Below are 23,607 nucleotides of genomic sequence, written 5' to 3'. Positions count from 1 at the left end.
AAAAAAGCTGCCAAAAAGGGCAGCTTAGCTTTGGATATTCTTATTCATTTGTTTGATGGCTGCTTTTTCAAGACGGGACACCTGGGCTTGCGAGATGCCGATTTCATCGGCTACCTCCATTTGGGTCTTACCCTGGAAGAACCTCTTCCTAAGGATCAACTTTTCACGCTCATTCAGGCGTCTCATACCTTCCTTCAGGGCGATTTCTTCTATCCAGTTTGTATCCTTGTTTCGTTCATCACTCAGCTGATCCATCACATAGATTGGATCCCCGCCATCATTATAGATCGGTTCAAATAAGGATACGGGATCCTGAATCGCATCAAGTGCGAAGACAATTTCCTCATGAGGCACCTCTAGAACCTTGGCGATTTCTTCTGCAGTTGGTTCCCTTGATGCCTCACTCATCAGCCTTTCGCGGACCTGAAGCGCTTTATAGGCTATATCCCTTAATGAGCGCGAGACTCTGATAGGATTATTATCTCTTAAATACCTTCTTATTTCACCAATAATCATTGGGACAGCATAGGTTGAAAACTTTACATTCTGTCCCAGGTCAAAATTATCAATGGATTTCATAAGGCCTATACACCCGACCTGAAACAGATCGTCGACAAACTCGCCCCGGTTGTTAAAACGCTGGATAACACTTAAAACAAGCCTTAGGTTCCCATTCACAAGTTTTTCTCTTGCTGTGATGTCACCACTTTGCATTTCTCTAAAAAGTTTTCTCATTTCCTCGTTTTTAAGAACGGGAAGCTTTGATGTATCAACACCGCAAATTTCAACTTTGTTTCGTGTCAATCTTTTCCCTCCTCACAGGAGCTGCTGTCAAAAATCAGTATCTCCGCAAGAAGGAAAAATATGCACTATTTACCTAAAGCCTGGACTGTATTCAGGAAGAATCAGGCAGGAAAACCGCCAAGTTATCACTATTGTCAAAGAGAAAATTTTTTAGAGAAAATTTTTCTGCTATACCATTTTGTTAAATTCTTTACGCAAACGTTTGATGATTCTTTTCTCCAGGCGTGAAATGTAAGATTGTGAAATCCCTAGCATATCCGCCACATCCTTTTGTGTCTTTTCCTCACTGCTACCAAGACCAAATCGCAATTCCATGATTTGCTTCTCACGATCGGAAAGTTGCTGAAGCGCTTTAACCAGCAATTTTTTATCTACATTGGACTCGAGATCCTTTGTGATAATATCATCATCAGTTCCAAGAACATCAGATAAAAGCAATTCATTTCCATCCCAATCGATATTCAGAGGTTCATCAAAGGAAACTTCTGATCGCAGTTTATTATTCCTTCGCAGATACATCAGGATTTCATTTTCAATACATCTGGAAGCGTAGGTCGCTAGCTTGATTTTCTTTTCAGGGTTGAACGTATTGACCGCCTTAATCAACCCAATTGTTCCGATACTGATTAAGTCTTCAATATTGATGCCCGTGTTTTCGAATTTACGTGCGATGTAGACAACCAGTCTCAAATTTCTTTCGATGAGAATTGACCTCGCCGCTTTATCCCCATTAGGAAGTTTGTTCAAAAGCAGCTCTTCCTCTTCTTTCGTTAAAGGAGGTGGCAACGCTTCGCTACCGCCGATATAATATATTTCATCTGTTTTCAAGCCTAGTTTCATTAATAATTTATACCAGTAATAGGATATCCGAAGCCGCAAATTTTTCATTGATTGTCCTCCTTCTAAATTATGTATTTCTGAGTATAGTAATATTAGCTTACCTTCACCGATGGCTCTTGTTTTGCCATCCCTGCCATCATTTTTGGATGGATAATACATTGAAAACTTCCATCAGCCGAAAGTTCCTGTGCAGTAAAAGATATTAACCCCTTTTCAGCAATATAAATTCCTTCGTCTGTAGTGATCCTGATCTTGTCAGGATTAAAGGCAATTATTAATTGATGCTCTTGTCCGACTACCTTGCATGGAATGATCCTCATTCGATTTTCCAGCTGGTGCGAGAAATTCCCATCACCTGACAAAACACAATCGGGATTTTCAGCTATCCTTTTGACTTCACTCGGCATACTTTCCAAACAATTTGCGATGGATAAAATCATTACGGGCATTTTAGAAATAGGATCATAAAGCTGGTTTCCGCTATCTATCAATCCTTTAACGTGAAAATCCAGCTCCATGAACTTCACTTCAACTACAGCCAGTGATTCATATTGAATCTTGGTCATTTCGAATTGTTCAATATTTCTCTTTGAAAAATGCCAGGCGAGCGGAAACCCAAGCAATACAAACAGCCAGCTGATAGGATCGCCAAATCCTTTAATTTGGTTCATGGCCACATCCGATGAAAGGTTCATATCAAATTGGATGAAGTAATGTACCCTGTCAAAGTGCCTCCAAGCAGAAAGGTCGTTACATAAAAAGTCATGAGTGCCTTAAAGAAAAAACGGAATCTTTTATAGCCAAAAGCTGCCAGGACCATCAATATCGAAAAGAACAGTTTCCCCGCTGGGTGCCCCGCTGCAGAATGAAACGGAGTAATTGCTAATATAATGAGCAGTGAACCTATAGTCCCTCCCAAACATAACCGCCATAGCTTAACCTGTCTTTTCAGGATGATGGCAGTCAAGTAGAGAAGGAACGTATCAAATAATAAATTCAATGCCCAAATGACATCCAGATAGACCTTCACCTCTCATCCCCCTAAGAAAAGCGCAAGCGCCTGGTCAGCCCCGACAAGCGCTGCCCGCCTAAAACGCCACATCGTGTGGCTGGCGGGTCTGCACGTCCTGTGCCTCAGAGGCCCGACCAGTGAAGTCGTTCTTTGACTTCATTGTGCGGACCGAAAACGAAATGTGTAGCCGACTGCCCAAGAACGCAGAAACTGGAGACTCCGACAAAGAAGCGCTTTTTGCTTCTGCCGGCGGAGTTGAAGTTTCGGAGTTTCTAGGAGGCGAAACTAGACAAACGTCTCGAGCTGCTCAAAGCTAACGCTTCTCGCAAGATACCCGAAGAAGCAACTCTCAGTGATGAAAACTGGCTAGGCGCTGGAGCTAGACACTAATCTAAGTGTATAAACTCTATAAGCTTATACAGGTACAGAATTCGCATGCGCCTTGTTTGACCGTTGAAAACGCTGTGTAGAATCCCATTCAGAATCCTTCAATCTTTCTTTATCGAAAGGATCAAGCATGCCAACGGTTGTTGACAGTTCAAATCTCGCAAACATCGCAAACTACTTTGGCTGGCAATAAACAACCTGGCGAAGAGCAAAGGTCAGCAACCACTGTTGAAGCACTTGGTAATCGATTTGCTTCTTGCTCTATCATCCGTTACGGAAAGTATATCGTCATTAGCCTATGAAGTGTGTCATAATCTGGCAACAAAACAACAGAGATTTTCACTTTTCCCTTCGGATTTTGTCAATTTTCAGATTATTAACTTTAAGAATAAAAGGTGCTTGAATGTCTAGTAGCCATATATTCCAAAAGTTTGTTGTTTAGTAGATTTCTAAAAAACACAAAAAAGGCATAGCCATTTCGGCTATGCCCTGTTGAAGTATAAATTAGCGTCTTCTGTTACGGTTGCGCAGGAATGTTGGGATATCTAGAGCATCATCGCCTTGTGGAGCCTGATTGCTTCTTTGTGTTTCCTGCTGGATTTCTTCACGTTTAGGCTGTTCGCGCTTGATCGCACCCATACCTGGCTTTTGCTGCCCTCCAAAACCTGGTCTTGTCGGTTTAGGCTGGACGACTTCTTCATTGAAGCCTGTGGCAATCACCGTAACGATTATTTCATCTTTCAAGTTTTCGTTGATAACCGAACCAAAGATCATGTTTACATCCTGGTCTGAAGCAGAAGCAACAATATCTGCAGCTTCCTGAACTTCATATAGGCTCAAGTTCGTGCCTCCAGTAATGTTCATCAGGACACCCTGAGCTCCATCAAGTGAAGTTTCAAGCAATGGAGAAGAAATCGCTTTTTTAGCTGCTTCAGTCGCACGATTTTCCCCAGCAGCAACACCGATACCCATCAAGGCAGAGCCTTTATTGGACATGATTGTCTTAACATCAGCAAAGTCAAGGTTGATCAATCCAGGAGTGGCGATCAAGTCAGAGATACCCTGGACACCTTGGCGCAGAACATTATCCGCTTCACGGAAAGCTTCAAGCATTGGAGTGCTCTTATCAACAATCTCAAGCAAACGGTCGTTAGGAATGACAATCAAAGTATCTACTGCTTCCTTCATCGCAGAGATACCACCGCCAGCCTGTCCAGCACGCTTGCGACCTTCAAATGTAAATGGACGTGTAACTACACCCACTGTTAAAGCTCCAAGATCCTTGGCGATTTGAGCGATAACTGGAGCTGCACCAGTACCTGTTCCTCCGCCCATTCCGGCTGTAACGAATACCATGTCAGCGCCTTTTAGCACTTCTTCAATTTGTTCTTTGCTTTCTTCGGCTGCTTTCTTTCCAACCTCAGGATTAGCGCCAGCGCCTAACCCACGCGTTAGTTTCGCACCGATTTGCATTCTGATTTCAGCTTTTGAAAGGTTCAATGCTTGTGCGTCTGTGTTGACCGCGATGAATTCCACACCTTGTACGCCGTGTTCGATCATACGGTTAACCGCATTATTTCCGCCGCCGCCAACACCGATAACTTTTATAGTAGCAAGTGAATCTAAATTTGTGTCAAATTCCAACATGACAAATCCTCCTAATTCGCCGATTTCCCGTTAGCTCTGATTACTCAAAAAAGTAGCCAAGAAATTTTTTCATTCTTGAGGTGACTTTTTCTTCAGGCTGTTTCTCAGGCTTCGATTTTGGATGCGGCTGTTTTTGAACTCTTTTTTCTTTCGGTTCTAATTCACTAAAAGCTGCTTCCGTTTTCTTTCCTTTTAATTTTGCGTTTTTATAAGCAAATTGGATTAAGCCGACAGCAGTCGTGTACTGAGGTTCTCTTACGCCAATATAATCCGGAATTGCGATTCTTACCCTGCTTTGGAATATATCCTGGGCAAGCTCGAGAACACCCTGCATATTGGCTGTTCCACCTGTCAGGACAAAACCTCCTGGCAGGTCCCTTATGTTCATATGTTTCAATTCATCCTGGACAAGGGAGAAAATTTCTTCCATTCTTGCCTCAATGATGTCCGCTACTTCAAGCTGATTGAACTGCTGCTGCTGGTCGCTGCCAATAATTGAAACCTCGAATATTTCTTCTTCGGAGGCATGGTCATAAAAGGCATGTCCATGCTTCAATTTCAATTTATCCGCTTCTTCAGTTGTAGTCCGCAAACCGATCGATAAGTCCTTGGTGATATGGTCTCCTCCAACCGGAATGACAGATGTACCTCTTAAGTGTCCGTTTTCAAATACAGCGACCGTCGATGAACCGCCGCCGATATCAATCATCGCGACACCCATATTTTTTTCATCCTTTGAAAGCGCGAAAGCTCCCGCTGCAAGCGGCTGCAGGCCGATATCCACTATTTCAAGACCGGCACGCTCAACACAACGAAGAGTATTATGTAAGATAGTCTTTGATCCGGTAATGATCGTTCCTTCCATTTCAAGCCTGACACCGATCATGCCTCTTGGATCATTGATCTCATCAAGACCGTCCACGATAAATTGCTTTGGAATCACGTCTATTATCTCTCGCTCAGGCGGTATCGATACCACCTGTGCAGCATCAATGACTCTCGCTACGTCCTCGTTCGTGATCTCGCGATTGTCGCTGGAAACTGCAACCACGCCATGGCATGGCAACAGGGAAACATGATTGCCGGTGACACCCACAATCACCTGGTTAATCTTTAAACCTATCATTCTTTCAGCTTGTTCGATTGCCCTCTTAATAGAATGAACGGTTTCATCTATATCAACAATGGAGCCCTTTCTTAATCCTTCGGACTTAACATTGCCAACACCAATTATATTTAAAGTGTCGCTGACCATTTCTCCAATGATAACTTTCACACTGGATGTACCGATGTCAAGACTGACATATATATCATTGCTGTTCATTCTGTGGCACCTCCTTAATAATTCCTAGTGTTTGAACAACAATTTCTAGAACCTATCAAATTGTGTTTCATTTTTAATTACATTACTTTATTCGTCACAATTAAATATTTCCCTTTTAAAAAATCATTTTTTTTTCTACTTTTCACTTGTCGTTGACCATTTTGTCAATATTATTCTCCGGATAACGGCTATATTCTGGAACAGTCTTACCCCAAAGGCAAAAACTGCTGCTAAATACAAGTCTACACCAAGATGGACACCTAGAAAAGCTAAACTTGCTGCTAATACTATATTAAAAAAGAATCCTGATACAAAAACTTTTTCATCATAAATATTTTGCAGCTGGGCGCGTATCCCTCCGAACAAAGTATCTAGGGCTGCAAGGATCGCGATTGATAAATAGTTGGAGTATTCTTCAGGAATTCGGATATCGGTCAATAGCCCAATGATGACACCGATGACCAACCCCATGATTGGAAGCCACATTATCCGTTGCCTCCCCCTTTGTCTGTTTTAACGGGTTCCATGTACCTGATCCTGATTGTATCTTTATATGCTGGTACAACCAACGTGCTCTCAGGCCTGTTTACAAGCACTTCCAGATTATCGATGAAAAAATCCTCAGCTACCGTGGAAACCTTCATCCGATTGTATAACTTTTCGGCTGCATCTCCATTTTCGGTAATTACCTGAACTTCAATAGGAAAACGATTTAAAGAATGGCCATTGATTTTTGTCACCCTGTTTATATCCCGGATGACGGTTGTATTTATGACCCTTTCGCCATCAACGGAAACATGCTTCGCTCCATACATGTTCAATTCATTCAAAAGCCTTTTAAGCATGTCTGGAGAAACTGAAGGCGGATTGTCGCCTTCGACAATCAGATTGAACGCAGGTTTAATCGTGAGAGTTATCCCCGGTCCGGTTACCTCTGTCAGTCCAGCCTCATCCTTCAATTCTGCGAGGGTCTCCCGCAGCACATCTTCCTTGCTTTGATGCCGCTCAGTTTCGTACTTAGCGAGTTTTTCTTCATTAGATCTGATTTCAAGAAGCAGCTTGGACTGTAATTCCTTCTCCTTCATTAAATCCTCACGAAGCTGCCAGGTGTCACGTGTATCCCTGACTTCTGGTTCCCTGACGGTTTGAAACTGAATGGCAACCATTAATCCAATAATTGCAGCTATAATACTGAAGCTGAGATTCTTAGGTCGGCCCAATGTATTCACCTAGCTTTCTATTAGGCCATTTCTGGTGGTATTCAATCAATCCCATTCTAAACAGCCTGTTAACCTATATACTTATACGGCAATCGAATTTTGAAAGAAATGCTCGTCATCATTTCCCCAAAATCGTATCCATTTTAAGATCTCCCTTTTTTCTAATGAAAAAACAATCTGGTCATTCACAAGCTGATCTTTTACCCCACCGGTTATATTGAGAGCGGAGGAAAGAACATCAGGGTCACCAATAGCAGTGATTTCGAAGGGGGCAGAATGCTGGTAGCCATCAACAGTGATGACAGGGCCTGTACACAATATATATGAATTGTGTGATATTCGTTGCCCGTTCACAGCGATAGCTGCTGCTCCTGAAATGTACAATTCATTGATCACCTTGAATACATGATGCTCGTGGACAAGATAATTATTGATATTCTCTTCATCAGGATCGTATTCTCCATCAGCCAGAGTTACTTTTACTCCCTTACCACTGACCTCTACCTTACCAAGGAACATACGGTATTTCTCAGCGTCCTCAGCCATGTTAAAGAAAACCTGCGCTTCTTTGGAAAGGCTGGCCTCAATTTCCCGCACCTTTTCCTGCTTGGCATTCAATTCTTTCTGAAGCTCACGGTTTTTTTCTTCCTGTTCAATCAAATCGTCCCTAAGGCTTAAATGCTTCTCCCATTGCCTGTCCGTCAAGCCCTGGCCTTTGTCACCCTCGTCCTGTGTGACACGGAATGAAAAAGCAATCATGAAGCCAAGTACCAGGAAAACGATTGAAAGAATTACACGATTACTGTTCACTTTCTTTTTCAATTTCAACTTCCTCAGCTTCCTCCGCTTCATATGCTTTAAAATAAGAGCCAACCTCAAGATCGATGACACCCTTTTTAGAAGGGTCAAGCTGGCTGACAATTGAAGGATAATGTGCCATTTTTTCCGAAAAAGTCCTAAGAGTAGCATTTACCTCGAAACCGTCATTCATATACAGCTTAACAAGGTATTTATCCGTTTTAACAGGCTGTGAGTGAATTTCAGAGATTGAATTGATGACAACTTCAGGCAGTTCCTCCAGTGAAGCGATCATTTCATCCAGGACCTTCCCTTCTTTAAAGCCTATTAAGATTGGAGCGTTGACAGGAATTTCATCAATCTTCTTTTCTCCAAGAATATTTCCATTCTCAAGAACCGGGTAGAAATTCTTTCCCTTTGAAATATAGGCGAGCCTGCTATATTCTTCAAGCTCAATGGCGACCTTATTTGGAAACTTTACGTTCACAGTAGCTTGCTTGATTTCCTGGATTTTCTCCAGTTTTTCTTCAACTTCACCTTTGCTGATTTTCCACACATTTGACTCGTAGCTTAGCCCGCTTTTTTCCACGATGTGCTCGTATGTATAGGACTCATTTCCTGAAACAGTAATCTCTTTCACCTTGCTTAGCGGTGACTGAAAATAGATAACACCGGCTATTAATATAAAAAACAAAGCCAGGAGCATGATAAGCCTGCGATTAGCTTTCTTGCGCCTTTGATGTTTTAACTTTGGAATCCGATCTTCTATAGAGACGATTTTCCTCTTGTCCATTTTCAATTCCCTCTTCATCGGCTGAACCCATTTCCAATAAGAATAACATCCCTTTTCTTGACCTTGCAGGTTAAAGCCATCATTATAATAATTTTAGAATCAGAAGCTCTCCCTTGAAGTGAAAACAATAAGTATGTACAGCGGCACATAATAAGAGAAGAACCAACGGCATGAGAATTTGTCATGCCGTTTCTTATCCGGACAGCATCCTAATCTAATGAATTATTATATCACAGAATTTGACAGCTTGAACCACTTTCCTGCTATTTCCGGCCTATAATTTCAACCTCTGTCTCCATTTTCACACCATGTAAATCAAGGACTGTATCCTTTACATGCTGAATCAGACCAAGTACATCCTCAGCCTTTGCATTTCCTTTGTTCACAATGAAATTCGCATGAAGCTCCGATATTTGTGCCCCGCCGATTTGATGGCCTTTCAAACCTGATTTTTCGATTAAATTCCCAGCATAATTGGGAAGGGGATTCCTAAAGACACTGCCGCAGCTAGGAAAGTTATATGGCTGGGTTTCTTTGCGATAATCCTTGTTTTTTTGAAGCTCCGCCACAATTTCATCCTTATTGCCTTCTTGAAGTTGGAAAATGGCTCCAACTACAACACCCGGCCGCTCTTTCTGGAGGACAGATGTCCGATAAGAGAATTTCATCTCTTCGTTAGGGAGCCACTCAAGAGAGCCATCTTCAAAGAGCACATAGCTTTCTCCAGAATTTGTGAGATATCAGAACCGTGGGCCCCTGCGTTCATATAAACCGCGCCGCCAATCGACCCAGGAATTCCCCCTGCGAATTCAAGCCCTGAAAGTCCTTTTCGGCTAATTGTGATCGCAAAGTTGACCAGTGAAAGACCTCCACCAGCCGTCACTCTAGTGCCATCGATCTCTAAATCATCAAGCCCGGAACCGAGTTTAATCACAACACCTTCAATGCCTTTATCTGAAACGAGGAGATTCGACCCTCTCCCGATTACGGTCCATTCAACACCAGAATCCTTAATGACTTCAACCGCTTTTCTTAAATTTTCTATTGATGAAGGTTCAATAAGTATGTCAGCAGGTCCGCCAATTTTCATTGATGTATGGTTTGCCAGCGGTTCATTTTCCTTTACCGAACCGATGTTCAATTCCCTAAGTTTGTTAGCTAGATCCTTCATAATTACCTTCCTTTCACGATACAGCCTATTTTGACCATTTTATGCAGCTGCATGCATATAGGCTACTTTTTTGCCAGTTCCTCCATGAGACGGTACAGTCTCTGGGCTGCGTCAGGTATCCCTAGTTTTTTCGCTGCCTTTTTCATACCGGCCAGCTTCTCTTCATTGCCCAGTATGTGGTCAATACTTTCGACCAACTTAGGCCCTGTGAGATCTTTTTCGAGCAGCAGCCTTGCTGCTCCATTTTCACTTAATGCCCGTGCGTTTTTTTCTTGATGATTGTCGGTTACATATGGGCTCGGAATCAATATGCTGGGGATACCCAATGAAGTTAGTTCAGCCAGGGTAGTCGCTCCTGCCCTTGCTACAGTTATATCAACACCAGTTAGCACCTCGGGCATATTGTGAATAAATGGTTTGATGATGACATTTTCCGGATTACCAACAAGTTCAACTTCCTTCTGGACATCTTCAAAATGAACATCGCCCGTAATATATAGCACTTGATAAGATTTACCGCTTAATTCAGTGAGGCTTTTAACGACTGCTTCATTAATTGGCCTCGCACCCCTGCTTCCACCAAAAATAAGGACAGTAGGAATTTTAAGTTTTAATCCGGCAGACAATCTGCCTTTGATTCCATCCTGCCCTAGTACCTCTGATGCCCTGGGGTTACCAGTCAACACAACCTTATGCTCAGGGAAGAATTCCCTAGCTTCTTCAAAGCAAATCGCGATTTTATCGACATAACGGCTCAAGAATTTATTCGTCAAACCTGGAACGCTGTTTTGTTCATGGACAATTGTAGGTATGCCCATTTTCGCAGCCGCATAGACCACGGGACCGCAAACATATCCCCCAGTACCAATGACAACATCCGGCTTGAATTCCTTGAGCATTTTTTTACTGTCCCTGACACCTTTGAGAAACCTCAGGATTGTTTTTACGTTCTCAAATGAAATCTTTCGTTTGAACCCTGTAATATGTATAGATTTAAACGGGATATTTTCCCTGGGCACAAGCTTGCTTTCGAGCCCTTTTTCCGTCCCTATGTAGAGAAACTCGACATTTTCACCCTTTTTTTGAATTTCCCTTATTAGTGCGAGCGCAGGGTAAATATGTCCACCTGTACCGCCGCCGCTAACTGCAATCTTCATTTTCCACACCTCAACAACTTATCTCTTTTTTTAATCATTCATCACGCATGCGTTGACACCAGGCGCGATATGAACATTAATAGTGAAAGGACCTATAAAAAAGGCACTCCCCGGTTTTACCCTATTCTACTATATTCTAAACGTTAGAACAGTTTTTAAAGATATTGTTATTTAAATGTAATATAGCATGAACAGGAGTATATTCCTATTCATATTCACATAGGTCGTAACGTTTTCCAAAAAATAAAAGACCCTGCTGCAGGGTCTTTTATTACGTAATAAGAAAGTAGATATGCTTTCACTTAGAGAGTTGCCCAACTACAGCGCTTGTCGAAGCTGACCAAGACGCTTGCGCTTTACTTAGTACCTGGAATGTCGGCTTATATTCAGCAGCACTCCGACAGCCATCAGCATCAGTGTAAGGGATGATCCTCCGTAGCTCAGGAATGGGAGCGTGATGCCAGTAACAGGAATAAGACCGGTGACAACACCGATATTGATCATCACCTGGATGGCAATCATTGCAATAATCCCAGTGGCCAGGAATGTTCCGAATAAATCGGGAGCCCCAAGCGCAATCCTTACTCCCCTCCAAAGCAGTAAGGAGAATAAAAGAAGAATAAATGAACCGCCAATGAAACCAAGCTCCTCAGCGAGAATTGCGAATATAAAATCTGTTTGGGGTTCAGGCAGATAAAAGAACTTTTGCCTGCTTTGTCCCAGGCCAAGACCGAACAATCCACCAGGACCGATTGCATAGAGCGATTGGATCATTTGAAATCCGCTTCCGAGAGGATCCTGCCATGGATCTAGAAACGATGTAATCCGTTTTATCCTGTATGGCGCAGAAATAATCAGTCCGACAAATCCGGCGACCCCAAGCAGACCGAGTCCGACAAAATGGCTTATCCTCGCACCGGCGATAAAGATGATGACAACAGAAGTACCGACCATGACTGTTCCCGTTCCTAAATCAGGCTGCAGCATAATGAGGCCGAATGCCAAAAATACAAGCCCTAAAGAAGGAAAAAGCCCCTTTTTAAATGAAGTGATCGCTTTCTGATTCTCTGACAAAAACTTCGCTAGGAAGGCGATCATCGCAATTTTCATGAACTCTGATGGCTGGACTGAAAAGCACCAACGCCGATCCAGCTCCTTGATCCATTCCGCACATTCCCGATTCCAGGAATCAAAACAAGGATCAACAGAACAAAACAAATAATCAATATGACCTTCGCCCATGTTCTCCATGTCCAATAGTTAATATTCATGATAAAAAACATCGCGATGATCCCGAAACCGGCAAACAGCATTTGCCGTTTCGCAAAGAAAAAGGAATCATTAAACTTATAGTCCGCCCAGACAGCACTTGCGCTATAGACCATGATTAAGCCCACTGCCAAAAGCGTAAATGTAACAATCATTAGAAAAATGTCTGGAGTAGATTTTTTCGTTGGCAAAGCAATACACCTCGCTGTATGATTTAGGCTCATATGCCGCTTCCCATCCAGCCTGCAATGAGGCCAAGCAACCTGAGTCATGTTGTTCAAGACAAGCCCTTACTTAAGCTTATGCACGGCCTCGATAAACATGTCTCCCCTGACCTCAAAAGTTTTGTATTGATCCCAGCTTGCACATGCTGGAGACAGCAGGATGACATCACCGGCTTCTGAATGTTCAAATGCCACGGGAACGGCCTTTTCCACATTATCGGCCCGCAAAATCGTTTTTATTCCTGCATCATGTCCTGCCTGTCCAACTTTTTCAGCTGTCTCTCCAAAAGTAATCAATGTCTTCACATTTTTTAATGAAGGAACAAGCTCATCAAAAGAATTGCCCCTGTCAAGACCACCGGCCAGCAAGACGATTGGTGCATCGAAAGCTGCCAGGGCATTTTCAGTAGCCAAAATATTCGTTGCTTTTGAGTCATTATAAAATTTACGTTCATCGATAGTGGCCACGTACTGGAGCCTGTGGCGAACGCCTGCAAAGGTAGTAAGCACCTTTCTGATGGCCTCTTTATCTGCACCTGAAAGCAGCGTCGCCGCTACGGCCGATAATATATTCTCCAGATTATGCTTGCCCGGAAGGACGATATCCTTTGTTTCAATAATCTGCTCCCCATAAAAGCAAACCCAGCCATCCTTCACATAAGCACCATTTTCAAGCACCTTCCTTGTTGAAAAAGGAACGATTTGCGCTCGGGAATTGCGGGCAATTGCCATGCATTCATCCTGGTCAGCATTGATAATAAGGAAGTCTTCTTCAGTCTGGTTTTGTGTGATCCTAGCCTTTGCACCAATATATTCAGTTCTTGTACCGTGATAATCCAGGTGTGCGTCATACAGATTTGTAATGATGGATATCCCAGGCTTGAACTGGTCAATTCCCATTAATTGAAATGATGACAGTTCAATGACGATCGTATTTTCAGCGGTGGCTTCCTGTGCAACACCTGATGCTACCGTACCAATATTCCCTGCAATCAATGGATGCTTGTTTCCTGCCTCAAGCATTTCGAATATTAACGTGGTAGTAGTTGTTTTTCCATTTGTTCCAGTAATGCCAATCAGCGGAGCCTCAGAAATCTGGTATGCGAGCTCAACCTCGGTAATTACCGGAATTTCTTTTTCAATCGCTTTTTGGATCATAGGGTTATAGTATGGAATTCCGGGATTCTTGACGACGAGTTCAAAGCCTTCGTCCATCAATTCGATAGGATGGCTTCCACAAACAACCTTGATTCCTGCTCAAGCAATCCTTGCGCTTCGGGATTTTCAGAGAGAGGCTTGCTGTCATTGACAGTTACAAATGCCCCTAGTTTATGTAGTAGAGCAGCCGCACTGACTCCACTCTTGCAAGGCCAAGTACAAGTATCTTTTTATGTTGATATGTTTTGATATCTTTCATCTAGATCCACACCTCAATATAAATTCCAAGGATAGCGAAAAGAAGGCCCACAGTCCAGAACGTGACAACGACACGCCATTCTGACCAGCCAATCAATTCATAGTGGTGGTGAAGTGGACTCATCCTGAAGATTCTTTTCCCCGTGGTTTTAAATGAAATAACCTGAAGAATAACGGATAATGTTTCAATCACAAATATTCCGCCAATGATGATCAGGATAATCTCAAGCTTCGCAAGGATCGCGACAGTTGCAATGGCACCACCAAGAGCGAGGGAACCAGTGTCTCCCATGAACACTTTAGCAGGGTGTGCATTAAATACAAGGAATCCTAAAACAGCCCCAACCACCGCGACTGAAAAAATAGACAGCTCATATTGAGATTGGTTCCAGGCAAGTACAGCGAATGCACCAAATGCAATAGCAGCTGTTCCCGAAACCAGCCCGTCAAGCCCGTCCGTCAGGTTAACAGCATTCGAAAACCCAACCATCCAGAAAATAATGAACAGTGCATATCCCCATCCAAGATCAAAAGAAATATCTGTTAACGGGATGCTGATGACTGTTGATAATTCACTTTGCTTGAATATGAAGTAAAAAATAACGGAAATAATAATCTGGCCAAGCAGCTTCTGCTTTGAAGTCAAGCCAAGGTTTCGCTTCATGACAACCTTGATGAAATCATCCAAAAAGCCGAGCAGGCCAAATCCTAGTGTAACAAATAACAATAGATACGTTTCCACTGAAGGCTGGGAGAACTTCCCTGTCATGACGAGGGTCGTGATTGTGATAGAGATTAATATCATGACGCCGCCCATAGTTGGTGTACCTGTTTTTTCTGATGCGATTTCGGCCCTTCTTCTCTGATGCTCTGGCCAAATTTAAGCTTTCTCAAAAAGGGAATAAACACTGGAGAAAGCAGAACAGTGATAAGAAAACCCATTAATATTGTGAAAAAGATAACTTGCTCCAGCATTCTATTCCTCACCTGCCTTGTTACGATTGCTGCCATAACCATTAATGTTTTCAGCCATCACAGCTATATCATATGTTTCATCACCTTCATTAAGAAGTGCTTTGTTCAGGAAAATGAATTTAGTTCTTTCGTCGATGTCTTCGTGTTGTGATAAGTAATCATTGTATGAGTTCATAATTTTCTCTAAGCCTTTCAAATTGTCTTGTGTGTAAAAAATCGGGAAGTGGTTTGGCGCGTATGCCGGCACCTGCTCGCCTTCAGGCCAGACAGCTGCGACAGCACCATTCGAAATCGCTTCCTGCAAAGTTCCGCAATCAGCCGATACCGGGACAAACAGCCCTCTTGGCTGCTTCGCACCAGCCAGGCTGCTTACAGTGTGAAAGCGGATATTTTCGACTTTTATTCCAGTTGTTCTTAAAGTTAAACTTGAAAGATCCTGGTATGTCAGCATATTACCTCTCCTCTATCGCCTCGCGTGCCACAATCCGGTCATCAAAGTCGAAGGTCCTGTCACCTATTTGCTGGTATGTTTCATGGCCCTTCCCAGCAATCAGGATCACATCTCCAGACTTCGCATTTTTTACGGCATGCTGGATAGCTTCCTTCCTGTCAAGAATCGAAGTATAAACTTCGCCTTTGACTCCTTCTTCCATATCCTTGATTATTTCTGCAGGATCCTCGCTGCGCGGGTTATCCGATGTGAAGACGGCATCTGTAGAATATTCACAAGCGATTTTCGCCATAAGCGGACGCTTAGTTCGATCTCTGTCGCCGCCGCAGCCAATTACACAAAAAACCCTTTTCTGTGCAAACTGCTGTATTGTTTTCAGGACATTTTCAAGACTGTCAGGAGTATGGCATAGTCAACGATCACAGAGAAATCCTGTCCTGCATCGACTACTTCAAACCTTCCCGAAACTCCTTTAACACCTTCAACAGATGCGATGATATCCTCTAAAGGCAAGCCAGAAACGAGAGCAGCTCCGATGCTTGCAAGTACATTATAAATGCTGAACTTACCGATCAACTGGATGTTTACCTTTTTCACGCCAAATGGGCTGACCAAATCAAATGATGTTCCACTGGCCGACATTGCAATGTTGATTGCCTGCAGGTCAGCATGGTTGTCAATCCCATATGTCAATATATGGGCAGTTGTCAGCATAGCAAACTCATCACTTGCGGGATCGTCTGAATTCAGGACTGCAAATTTCGGTTTTTCATGGTTGAAGGCATTTCCAAGCTGTGAAAACAGAAGCCCCTTCGCTTTCCTGTATTCTTCCATTGTCTTATGGTAGTCCAGATGGTCCTGCGTCAGGTTCGTGAAAACAGCAACATTGTAATCCGTACCATGGACACGGCCATAAACAAGCGCATGAGAAGATACCTCCATTACCGCTGTATCGACCTGTTCGTCAACCATTCTCTTGAAGGTTTTTTGAAGTGTCAGGCTTTCCGGTGTTGTATTTTTCACTTCAAAAATCTGCTCGCCGATCTTTGTGTACATCGTTCCAATCAGTCCGGTTTTCTGACCAGCATCCTTGAAAATCTGTTCAATGATATGGCTTGTCGTCGTCTTTCCATTCGTACCTGTAATTCCAACCATATGAAGCTTCTGGCTAGGCTGGCCGTAAAATGCGTCCGCAAGTACTGCCATTGCCCGTACCGTGTCCTTGACTACAATTACCGGGACATTCACAGGCAATTCTCTTTCGGCGAGAACTGCTGCTGCTCCATTCTTCACGGCTGATTCAGCAAAATCGTGACCATCAACTGTATAACCTTTTATGCATATGAATAAACTTCCAGGAGTCGCTCTGCGGTTATCATTTTCAATTGAAGTAATTTCGGGATTTTCTCCCTTATAATCCACGAAAGGGTGCAAGTAACCAATCAATTCGTGTAATTTCATAAATATCAAATCCTCTCAAACAACATGGCGACTCTTATTTTACATGATTAGGCTGAAATTAGCCATTGTTGAGATGAAAAGAGCAAGCCCTTTTTACATGATTAACACTGAGGCTCCTCCTCAAAAAGAGAAATAGCTCAGTATCCTAAAGCAGGCGGCGGATGATTACCCTGCCGCCGCCTGCTTACCATAAGTTTACGCCATGATTACATCTCTTAGTTAATCATTCATATAAACCCTGATTGTTGATCCTTCCTTGATTTTCACTCCTGGTGAAGGAAGCTGTTTTACAACTTTCTCCCCGTCGCCGGCAATATCGAGTTTAAAGTTGATCAATTGCTGTCTGAGTTCCTGTTTGGTTAATCCCTTCAAATCCGGGACCTCGACCATAGGTGTATCCAGCCATGTCAATTCTTTTTCGATCTGATCCTTCCGCGGAGGAACTTCCATAGCGCGCAGGCTGTCTTCCATAATATCGCCAACGATAGGAGCTGCTACTACCCCACCAAACTGTACTGTACCTTTCGGGTTATCGACCGCTACATAAATAACAATTTGCGGATCATCCGCAGGTGCAAAACCTATGAATGATACGATATGGTTATTTTCGAGGTAGCGTCCCTCCTTTGCCTTCTGGGCAGTACCAGTTTTGCCGCCAACTCTGTAAGAGTCAACATAAGCATTTTTACCTGAACCTTTAGCTACGACACTTTCAAGCGCATGTCTAATTTCTTTTGAAGTTTCCTCAGAGATTACCCTTCTTTTTGCCTGGGGAGATTTTTTCATGACAACTTCTCCAGTAACCGGATCGATTAATTCTTTTGCAATGTACGGTGTATACAGTATTCCACCATTTACTGCGGCTGAAACCGCAGCGACCTGCTGGATCGGTGTTACAGAAACACCCTGCCCAAAAGCCGTTGTTGCCTGCTCAATCGGACCGACCCTGTCAAGGTTGAACAGGATTCCTTTGCCTTCCCCTTGAAGGTCAATGCCTGTTTTCTCGCCGAATCCGAAGTCTTTCACATATTTGAACAGTTTTTCTTTTCCAAGTCTGTCCCCGAGCTCAACGAAACCAGGGTTGCAGGAATTCTCGACAACTTCAAGGAAGGATTGGCTTCCATGTCCATCCTTTTTCCAGCAGCGTATTCTTGCCCCTGCCACTTCAACTGAACCTGAGTCATGGAAGTGATCTTTTTCTAGGTCGACCTTTCCTTCCTGAAGTGCAGCAGCAAGAGTGACAATTTTGAAAGTAGAACCTGGTTCATACGTGCTCCAAATAGGCAGGTTCCGGTTGTAAACTTCTGGTGCAACATTGCGAAAGTTGGCCGGATCAAAGTCTGGCCTGCTTGACATGGCGAGGATTTCCCCATTATTCGGATTCATGGCAATCGCAATGATGCCATCAGGATTATATTTTGCCTGGGCAATATCCATCTCCCTCTCGACGATGGTCTGTACCCTGCTGTCGATTGTCAGCTTCAGGTCCAGCCCGTCCACCGGCGGCTCATAGTCATCCGCCATATTGTTCATCCGCTGCTGTTTGGCATCCGCATAAAATTGAACTGAGCCCTTTTGGCCTTTTAATTCTTTATCATAATAGAGCTCCAGTCCCATCAACCCCTGGTTGTCAATCCCTGCGAATCCGAGCACATGTGACAAATAGCTTCCATAAGGATAATGCCGCTTAGAATCCTCGCCAATGTATACACCATTGATATCAAGCGCCCTGATTTCCTTCGCTTTCTCATGAGAAATCTTTCTGCCCTCTGGAATTCTCTCAATCATCGCTCTTTTAGTAATATGTTGATAGGCCTTCTCCTTTGACATATTTAAAGCCTTCGCCAATATTTCTGCCGCAGCTACTGGATCCTCCACCTGGCGAGGCACCACGTAAACAGTCGGTGCACTAATATTCGTTGCGAGCGCCACGCCATTCCTATCCGTTATTTCCCCGCGTCGAGGTTCAAATGGCACGTTCCTGCTCCAAGAATCCTTTGCCTTCACCGTCAAAACATCTCCAAGCATAAATTGCACATAGCCCAGCCGGACATCTATGATGAAAAACACCAAAATTCCAACCACCAGAACGAGAGCCAGCCTCTTTCTGACCGTCACATTTGATACACGCATATATTGAACGAACCTCCCCATATAGTTGTTCCAATAGTAAATTGAGATACTCTCAGACACTCGTTCAAATATATGCTTGTACGAATTAGAATATAACAAGAAATAGAGACAAGCTGAGGTTCGTTTGGAACCTGAAGTTAGGACTGCTTATGCCGACTCCTGAGGGTTACTAGCGGGGATATTGGCGGAACCTGGGGCTACTTCGGACAAATCGGAGAGCTGCGACTTTCGTTTTATCCGAACCTGGGGCGACCTCTGAAGAAATGAAAAATCTACCACTAAGATGTTGTCTGAACCAGAGGCAAATTAACCGTAGTCTTGTCAGGGTATAAGAAAATTTACAAAAGAACCTTCTCGAAATAAAAAAACAGAGGAAGGCTCATCCGCCCACTTCCTCTGTTTCTTCATTTTCTTCCTCAGTTTTCAATGATTTCTCAAATTGCTGCAGCGGGGTTTCCAGCTCGACAACAAGGTTTTCACCTTTATTGATTGGTACCCCAGGCTTAAGGCTTTGTTTTGTGACATAGCCGCTGCCGGCTTTGTTTAGCTTAATATCTGTAATTTGCGCCAGCTTCATGACGTCCCTGAGTGACCAGTCTGTCATATCAGGGTATGTCATGACTCCCGTAGCCGTGATAAAGACTTTTTCTCCCTCGAGAGCCATTAGCTCTGCCTTCGGCAGCTGCTCCTCGACCTGGTTTCCGTCTCCTATGATCACGGTTTCAAACCCTTTGGATTCAAGCAGCTTCTTTGCTTCTACTGAATTCATACCGGTTACCTCAGGAACTGGTATGGATTCAGCTTTTCCATAGAGGCAGGTTTGATGTTCAAATACTGAAGACTGCTCTTCATCACAGATTTGAATATCATAGACGTTGGAATCGATCCTTTAAAATAATGGTCGATTTCCGGCTGTTGAACGGCGACATAGACAATTAGCTTAGGATCGTCTTTTGGAGCCATACCAAGGAATGAAAACAGGTAATCGCTCGCTCCATCTAAATAACTGCCGTTGGCTGTTAAGTTCGCAGTACCAGTTTTACCAGCAACCTCGTATCCCTCGATTGCGTATGATTTCCCCGTACCATGCTCACCAGTTACAACCGTCCCTAAAACATCTCGCACTTGCTTTGCAGTTTCAGCGGATATAGGCTGGCCGACTGACTTCGGCTCTTCCTGCTTAATCACTTCGCCAGTATTAGGATCGACAATCTTATCAATCACACGGGGTTTCATCATCTTCCCATCATTAGCTACTGCTGTTGCTGCCTGGATCATCTGGATTGGTGTCACAGTTGTTCCCTGGCCGTATGATGTTGTGATTTTCTCAATCGGCCATCTATAAACAATAGTTCCAGCTGCTTCGTTTGGAAGGTCAATGCCAGTAGGCTGGTCAAAGCCAAAATCAGTCAAATACTCCCGGAATATTCCCGTACCGATTTTTTCATTTACCAGCTTTGCCACTGCTACATTCGATGAACGCTGGATTCCTTCAAGATAGGTAATTGAGCCCCAGCCGCTGCCGTTATGATCGCGAATCAGCTGGGAGTTTTCGGTAACTTTATAAGAACCAGATTTATACCACTCATTCGGATTCCATTTGTTCTCCTCAATTGCCGCTGCAAGCGTAAAAATTTTCATCGTCGACCCTGGCTCAATCGGTGTTTCTACCACTTCGTTATGCCAGCTATTATCCAGCCCATCTCTTGTAGTCGGATGGAAGCTCGGACGCTGTGCCATCGCCAGGATATCGCCTGTTTTCGGATCAGCGACGACTGCAATTATTTTCTTTGGCTTATATTCTTCATCTACACGATCGACTGCATCCTCCACGAACGTTTGGATTTTTTTATCAATCGTTAAAAACACATTGCTGCCATCTTGGGCAGGGGTGACTTTTTTCTCCCCATCAGGTAAAAGGAAACCCCATAAATCACTTTCGAATGAAAGTGAGCCATTTTTACCAGTCAATTCCTTATTAAGTATTTTTTCTATCCCCAGCTTTCCAAAAGTAACAGTTTTATTTTCCTCTGTTTCTGCCTTTTCTACAAATCCGACTAAATGGGATGAGAATACACCGTTCGGATAGAATCTCTTAGAATCTCGTAAAAAAGTAATTCCCGGCAGCTTCTCCTCTTCAATTTTACGTTTGGCTTGATGGGAAATGTCGCGTCCGGCTTTTCCGAATTCAACCTGCCATGCGCCTTTTTTCGTCAGCCTTTTATAGATATCCGACTCACTCATATCAATATACTTCGCTAGCACTTCTGCTGTCTTCGCAGGATCGTTCACATGCTTTGGTTTCTTTTTATTCGTTGTCACAGATTCATTAAGGATAGCGACAAGCGTGTAGGCAGTTGTATCCTCAGCAACAACTTCGCCTTTTCGGTCAAAAATCGTACCTCTTGTCGCCTCGATTACTTTGTCATTCGAGTACTTTTGCTGCGCCCTTGCAGCCAGGGCTTGTCCATGCACTTCCCCGGTGAACTGGATTGTAATGAACCTGAAAATTAAGATAAAAAAGAGCAGGCTGAATATTACGAATAATACCGCTGCTCCTGCATTCATATTTGGCTGTTTCTTGATCATCAGTTTTCCACACCTTTAACATTGTCTTCGTTCAATGTTAAACCGAGCTTTTCTGTTACCTGTTTGATTCTTTCATAGGTACTTAATTCGCTAATCTGGATTTCTAGGTCACTGTTAATCTTTTGCTGCTCCTGAATATTGCCTTCAATGATTTGGATTTCTTTGTTGACTTCATAAATGGCTGCCTGTTTTGAAACCATGAATGTTGCGCCGAAGCAAACAATTGCCCCGAAAACAAACATCAGGATTTTTTCTGCAGGCGTCAGTATCGAATTGCGTTTTGCCGGTGCTTTTGCCGGTGCCTGAACAGTTTGCTGTTGCTGTTCTTGCTGCAATTTTCTAGCCAGATTGCTCATCATTTTCCCTCCTGAAAATTATATTTTATATTATTATTTTTTTACTTTTTCAGCGATACGCAGTTTTGCGGATCTCGCCCTGTTATTGAACTCTAGCTCTTCCTCTGAAGGCAGGATTGGTTTTCTAGTGACCAGCTTAAGCTTCGGCTGGTATTCTTCAGGTATGATTGGCAATCCTGGAGGCAGCGGCGGTGTTTCGCTCGCTTTTTTCAGGGTAACCTTACAAATCCTGTCTTCCAGTGAGTGGAAGGTGATAACACTGATCCTTCCGCCTACAGAAAGCAAGTCAATAGCCTGCTCGAGTGATTTTTCAAATACACCAAGTTCATCATTAACAGCGATTCTCACCGCCTGGAAAACCCTCTTTGCGGGATGACCGCCTTTTCTCCTTGCAGGAGCAGGAATCGCATCCTTGATCAACTGGACAAGTTCACCAGTAGTTTCAATAGGTTTACTTTCCCTTGCTGCCTCGATCTTTCTGGCAATCTGCTTTGAAAATTTCTCTTCCCCATAACGGAAAAAGATTTTGACCAATTTCTCATATGGCCATTCATTAATTACTTCGTAAGCGGACAATGGTGCGTCCTGGTCCATCCGCATATCAAGCGGAGCATCATGATGGTAGCTGAAGCCTCGTTCAGGAGTGTCCAGCTGTGGCGATGAGACTCCAAGGTCATAAAGCACACCGTCAACCTCAGTTACACAATGGTTTTCTAGCTCTTCCTTCAGATAGAGAAAGTTGCTTTTAATGATTGTCAGTCTGTCTCCATAAGCAGCAAGCTTTTCTTTTGCATTTGCAATTGCGACATCGTCCTGGTCAAACGCGTATAGCTTTCCTTTTGCCGAAAGCTTGGACAAAATCAATTCACTGTGGCCTGCGCCACCGAGAGTGCAATCCACATATGTACCCTCAGGCTTGATATTGAGCCCGTCTACTGTTTCTTCCAGTAAAACTGTTGTATGTTTGAACATTATGATCCACCTTTCCAATCGAGGAGCAGGTAATATTATATCGGAATAATGTTACCCTTAAATATCAAATCCAATCATATTTTCTGCAATTTCAGCAAAAGATTCCTCAGATTCTGCGAAATATTCTTCCCAGATGGCTTTGCTCCAAATTTCAATTCGATTGGAAACACCTAAAATCACACATTCTTTCTCAAGCTTGGCGTACTGCATCAACGGGGAAGGAATATTGACTCTCCCCTGTTTGTCAATTTCACTCTCGATAGCACCCGAAAAGAAGAAACGGGTAAATGCTCGTGCATCTTTTTTAGTCAGCGGAAGTCCTTTTAACTTTTCTTCGATCACTGACCATTCAGAAACGGGATAGCCAAATAAACACTGGTCAAGTCCCCGGGTAAGAATGAACATTTCTCCCAGGTTTTCACGGACTTGGCAGGGATGATCAATCGGCCTTTGCTATCAACATTATGATGGTATTCACCCATGAACATGCCACTACCCCCACTTTCTAAATACAATGTACCACATTCCCCCACTTTTCACCACCTTATTTTAAATATTCTCCCCACAGCCTTCAAATCCTTCCGGAAATATTAAACTAATGACAAGAA

General features: G+C 43.3%; 17 protein-coding genes and 7 pseudogenes. 2 read left to right on the top strand and 22 right to left on the bottom strand.

All coding sequences use genetic code 11. From position 1 onward, the window contains the following. Positions 1 to 24: 24 nt before the first annotated feature. The 3 genes and pseudogenes from sigG to spoIIGA form a co-directional block, all read right to left on the bottom strand. The gene (sigG, locus tag JCM21738_RS15575) at positions 25 to 804 is read right to left on the bottom strand and encodes an RNA polymerase sporulation sigma factor SigG (protein ID WP_023614979.1); all 780 of its coding nucleotides are present in this window, start codon (positions 802 to 804) and stop codon (positions 25 to 27) included. Positions 805 to 972: 168 nt separating this feature from the next. Then, positions 973 to 1,692, bottom strand: coding sequence for an RNA polymerase sporulation sigma factor SigE (gene sigE, locus JCM21738_RS15570; RefSeq protein ID WP_023614980.1), 720 nt, complete (start codon positions 1,690 to 1,692; stop codon positions 973 to 975). 44 nt (positions 1,693 to 1,736) lie between these two features. After that, a pseudogene (gene spoIIGA / locus JCM21738_RS15565) lies at positions 1,737 to 2,674 on the bottom strand (sigma-E processing peptidase SpoIIGA). A 119-nt stretch (positions 2,675 to 2,793) separates the two neighbouring features. On the opposite strand from spoIIGA, the gene JCM21738_RS15560 reads away from it, so the two are divergent. Further along, positions 2,794 to 2,973 carry a hypothetical protein gene (locus JCM21738_RS15560; protein WP_023614982.1) on the top strand — a complete coding sequence of 60 codons (180 nt, stop codon included), beginning with the start codon at positions 2,794 to 2,796 and terminating at the stop codon, positions 2,971 to 2,973. 210 nt (positions 2,974 to 3,183) lie between these two features. Then, positions 3,184 to 3,345, top strand: coding sequence for a hypothetical protein (locus JCM21738_RS24460; protein ID WP_156315527.1), 162 nt, complete (start codon positions 3,184 to 3,186; stop codon positions 3,343 to 3,345). A 202-nt stretch (positions 3,346 to 3,547) separates the two neighbouring features. On the opposite strand, the gene ftsZ is transcribed toward JCM21738_RS24460, so the two are convergent. The 19 genes and pseudogenes from ftsZ to mraZ form a co-directional block, all read right to left on the bottom strand. Then, entirely contained in the window at positions 3,548 to 4,690 is a 1,143-nt protein-coding gene (gene ftsZ, locus JCM21738_RS15555) for a cell division protein FtsZ (protein WP_023614984.1), read from the bottom strand. Between the two features lie 40 nt (positions 4,691 to 4,730). Next, a complete protein-coding gene (gene ftsA / locus JCM21738_RS15550; RefSeq protein ID WP_023614985.1) occupies positions 4,731 to 6,014 on the bottom strand; it encodes a cell division protein FtsA in 1,284 nt (427 codons plus the stop codon). A 135-nt stretch (positions 6,015 to 6,149) separates the two neighbouring features. Beyond that, the gene (locus JCM21738_RS15545; protein ID WP_023614986.1) at positions 6,150 to 6,500 is read right to left on the bottom strand and encodes a small basic family protein; all 351 of its coding nucleotides are present in this window, start codon (positions 6,498 to 6,500) and stop codon (positions 6,150 to 6,152) included. After that, positions 6,500 to 7,234 (bottom strand): DUF881 domain-containing protein, encoded by a 735-nt coding sequence (locus JCM21738_RS15540; protein WP_023614987.1) that lies wholly within the window; start codon positions 7,232 to 7,234, stop codon positions 6,500 to 6,502. Before JCM21738_RS15540 ends, JCM21738_RS15545 begins: the two co-directional genes overlap by 1 nt. 81 nt (positions 7,235 to 7,315) lie before the next feature. Continuing rightward, positions 7,316 to 8,056 (bottom strand): DUF881 domain-containing protein, encoded by a 741-nt coding sequence (locus JCM21738_RS15535; RefSeq protein WP_439646007.1) that lies wholly within the window; start codon positions 8,054 to 8,056, stop codon positions 7,316 to 7,318. Further along, on the bottom strand, positions 8,034 to 8,825 hold the full coding sequence (locus JCM21738_RS15530) for a cell division protein FtsQ/DivIB (protein WP_023614989.1): 792 nt from the start codon (positions 8,823 to 8,825) through the stop codon (positions 8,034 to 8,036). The genes JCM21738_RS15535 and JCM21738_RS15530 overlap by 23 nt, the downstream gene beginning before the upstream one ends. Positions 8,826 to 9,088: 263 nt before the next feature. Further along, a pseudogene (murB, locus tag JCM21738_RS15525) lies at positions 9,089 to 9,996 on the bottom strand (UDP-N-acetylmuramate dehydrogenase). Positions 9,997 to 10,058: 62 nt separating this feature from the next. Next, the gene (murG, locus tag JCM21738_RS15520) at positions 10,059 to 11,153 is read right to left on the bottom strand and encodes an undecaprenyldiphospho-muramoylpentapeptide beta-N-acetylglucosaminyltransferase (RefSeq protein WP_023614991.1); all 1,095 of its coding nucleotides are present in this window, start codon (positions 11,151 to 11,153) and stop codon (positions 10,059 to 10,061) included. A gap of 360 nt (positions 11,154 to 11,513) precedes the next feature. Further along, positions 11,514 to 12,613: pseudogene (gene spoVE / locus JCM21738_RS15515) on the bottom strand (stage V sporulation protein E). Positions 12,614 to 12,712: 99 nt separating this feature from the next. Next, a pseudogene (gene murD / locus JCM21738_RS15510) lies at positions 12,713 to 14,063 on the bottom strand (UDP-N-acetylmuramoyl-L-alanine--D-glutamate ligase). Further along, positions 14,064 to 15,037: pseudogene (gene mraY / locus JCM21738_RS15505) on the bottom strand (phospho-N-acetylmuramoyl-pentapeptide-transferase). Between the two features lies 1 nt (position 15,038). Continuing rightward, positions 15,039 to 15,488, bottom strand: a complete 450-nt coding sequence (locus JCM21738_RS15500; protein WP_023614995.1) for a hypothetical protein — start codon at positions 15,486 to 15,488, stop codon at positions 15,039 to 15,041. Position 15,489: 1 nt separating this feature from the next. Next, positions 15,490 to 16,949: pseudogene (locus tag JCM21738_RS15495) on the bottom strand (UDP-N-acetylmuramoyl-L-alanyl-D-glutamate--2,6-diaminopimelate ligase). Between the two features lie 219 nt (positions 16,950 to 17,168). After that, the gene (locus JCM21738_RS15490; protein WP_023614997.1) at positions 17,169 to 19,082 is read right to left on the bottom strand and encodes a stage V sporulation protein D; all 1,914 of its coding nucleotides are present in this window, start codon (positions 19,080 to 19,082) and stop codon (positions 17,169 to 17,171) included. A 379-nt stretch (positions 19,083 to 19,461) separates the two neighbouring features. Continuing rightward, complete coding sequence (locus tag JCM21738_RS27465; RefSeq protein WP_369385765.1) at positions 19,462 to 19,851, bottom strand: PASTA domain-containing protein; 390 nt, start codon at positions 19,849 to 19,851, stop codon at positions 19,462 to 19,464. A 5-nt stretch (positions 19,852 to 19,856) separates the two neighbouring features. Then, entirely contained in the window at positions 19,857 to 21,671 is a 1,815-nt protein-coding gene (locus JCM21738_RS15485; RefSeq protein ID WP_369385764.1) for a peptidoglycan D,D-transpeptidase FtsI family protein, read from the bottom strand. Then, positions 21,671 to 22,027: a cell division protein FtsL gene (gene ftsL / locus JCM21738_RS15480; RefSeq protein ID WP_023614999.1), complete on the bottom strand. Its 357-nt coding sequence runs from the start codon at positions 22,025 to 22,027 to the stop codon at positions 21,671 to 21,673. Before ftsL ends, JCM21738_RS15485 begins: the two co-directional genes overlap by 1 nt. Positions 22,028 to 22,060: 33 nt before the next feature. Continuing rightward, positions 22,061 to 22,999, bottom strand: coding sequence for a 16S rRNA (cytosine(1402)-N(4))-methyltransferase RsmH (gene rsmH, locus JCM21738_RS15475; RefSeq protein ID WP_023615000.1), 939 nt, complete (start codon positions 22,997 to 22,999; stop codon positions 22,061 to 22,063). A 57-nt stretch (positions 23,000 to 23,056) separates the two neighbouring features. Next, positions 23,057 to 23,487, bottom strand: a pseudogene (gene mraZ / locus JCM21738_RS15470) (division/cell wall cluster transcriptional repressor MraZ). Positions 23,488 to 23,607 lie beyond the last annotated feature (120 nt).

It is taken from the genome of Mesobacillus boroniphilus JCM 21738, from assembly GCF_000517385.1.
Taxonomy (GTDB): Bacteria; Bacillota; Bacilli; order Bacillales; family Cytobacillaceae; genus Mesobacillus; species Mesobacillus boroniphilus.
This window is presented reverse-complemented; position numbering and strand designations above follow the sequence as displayed.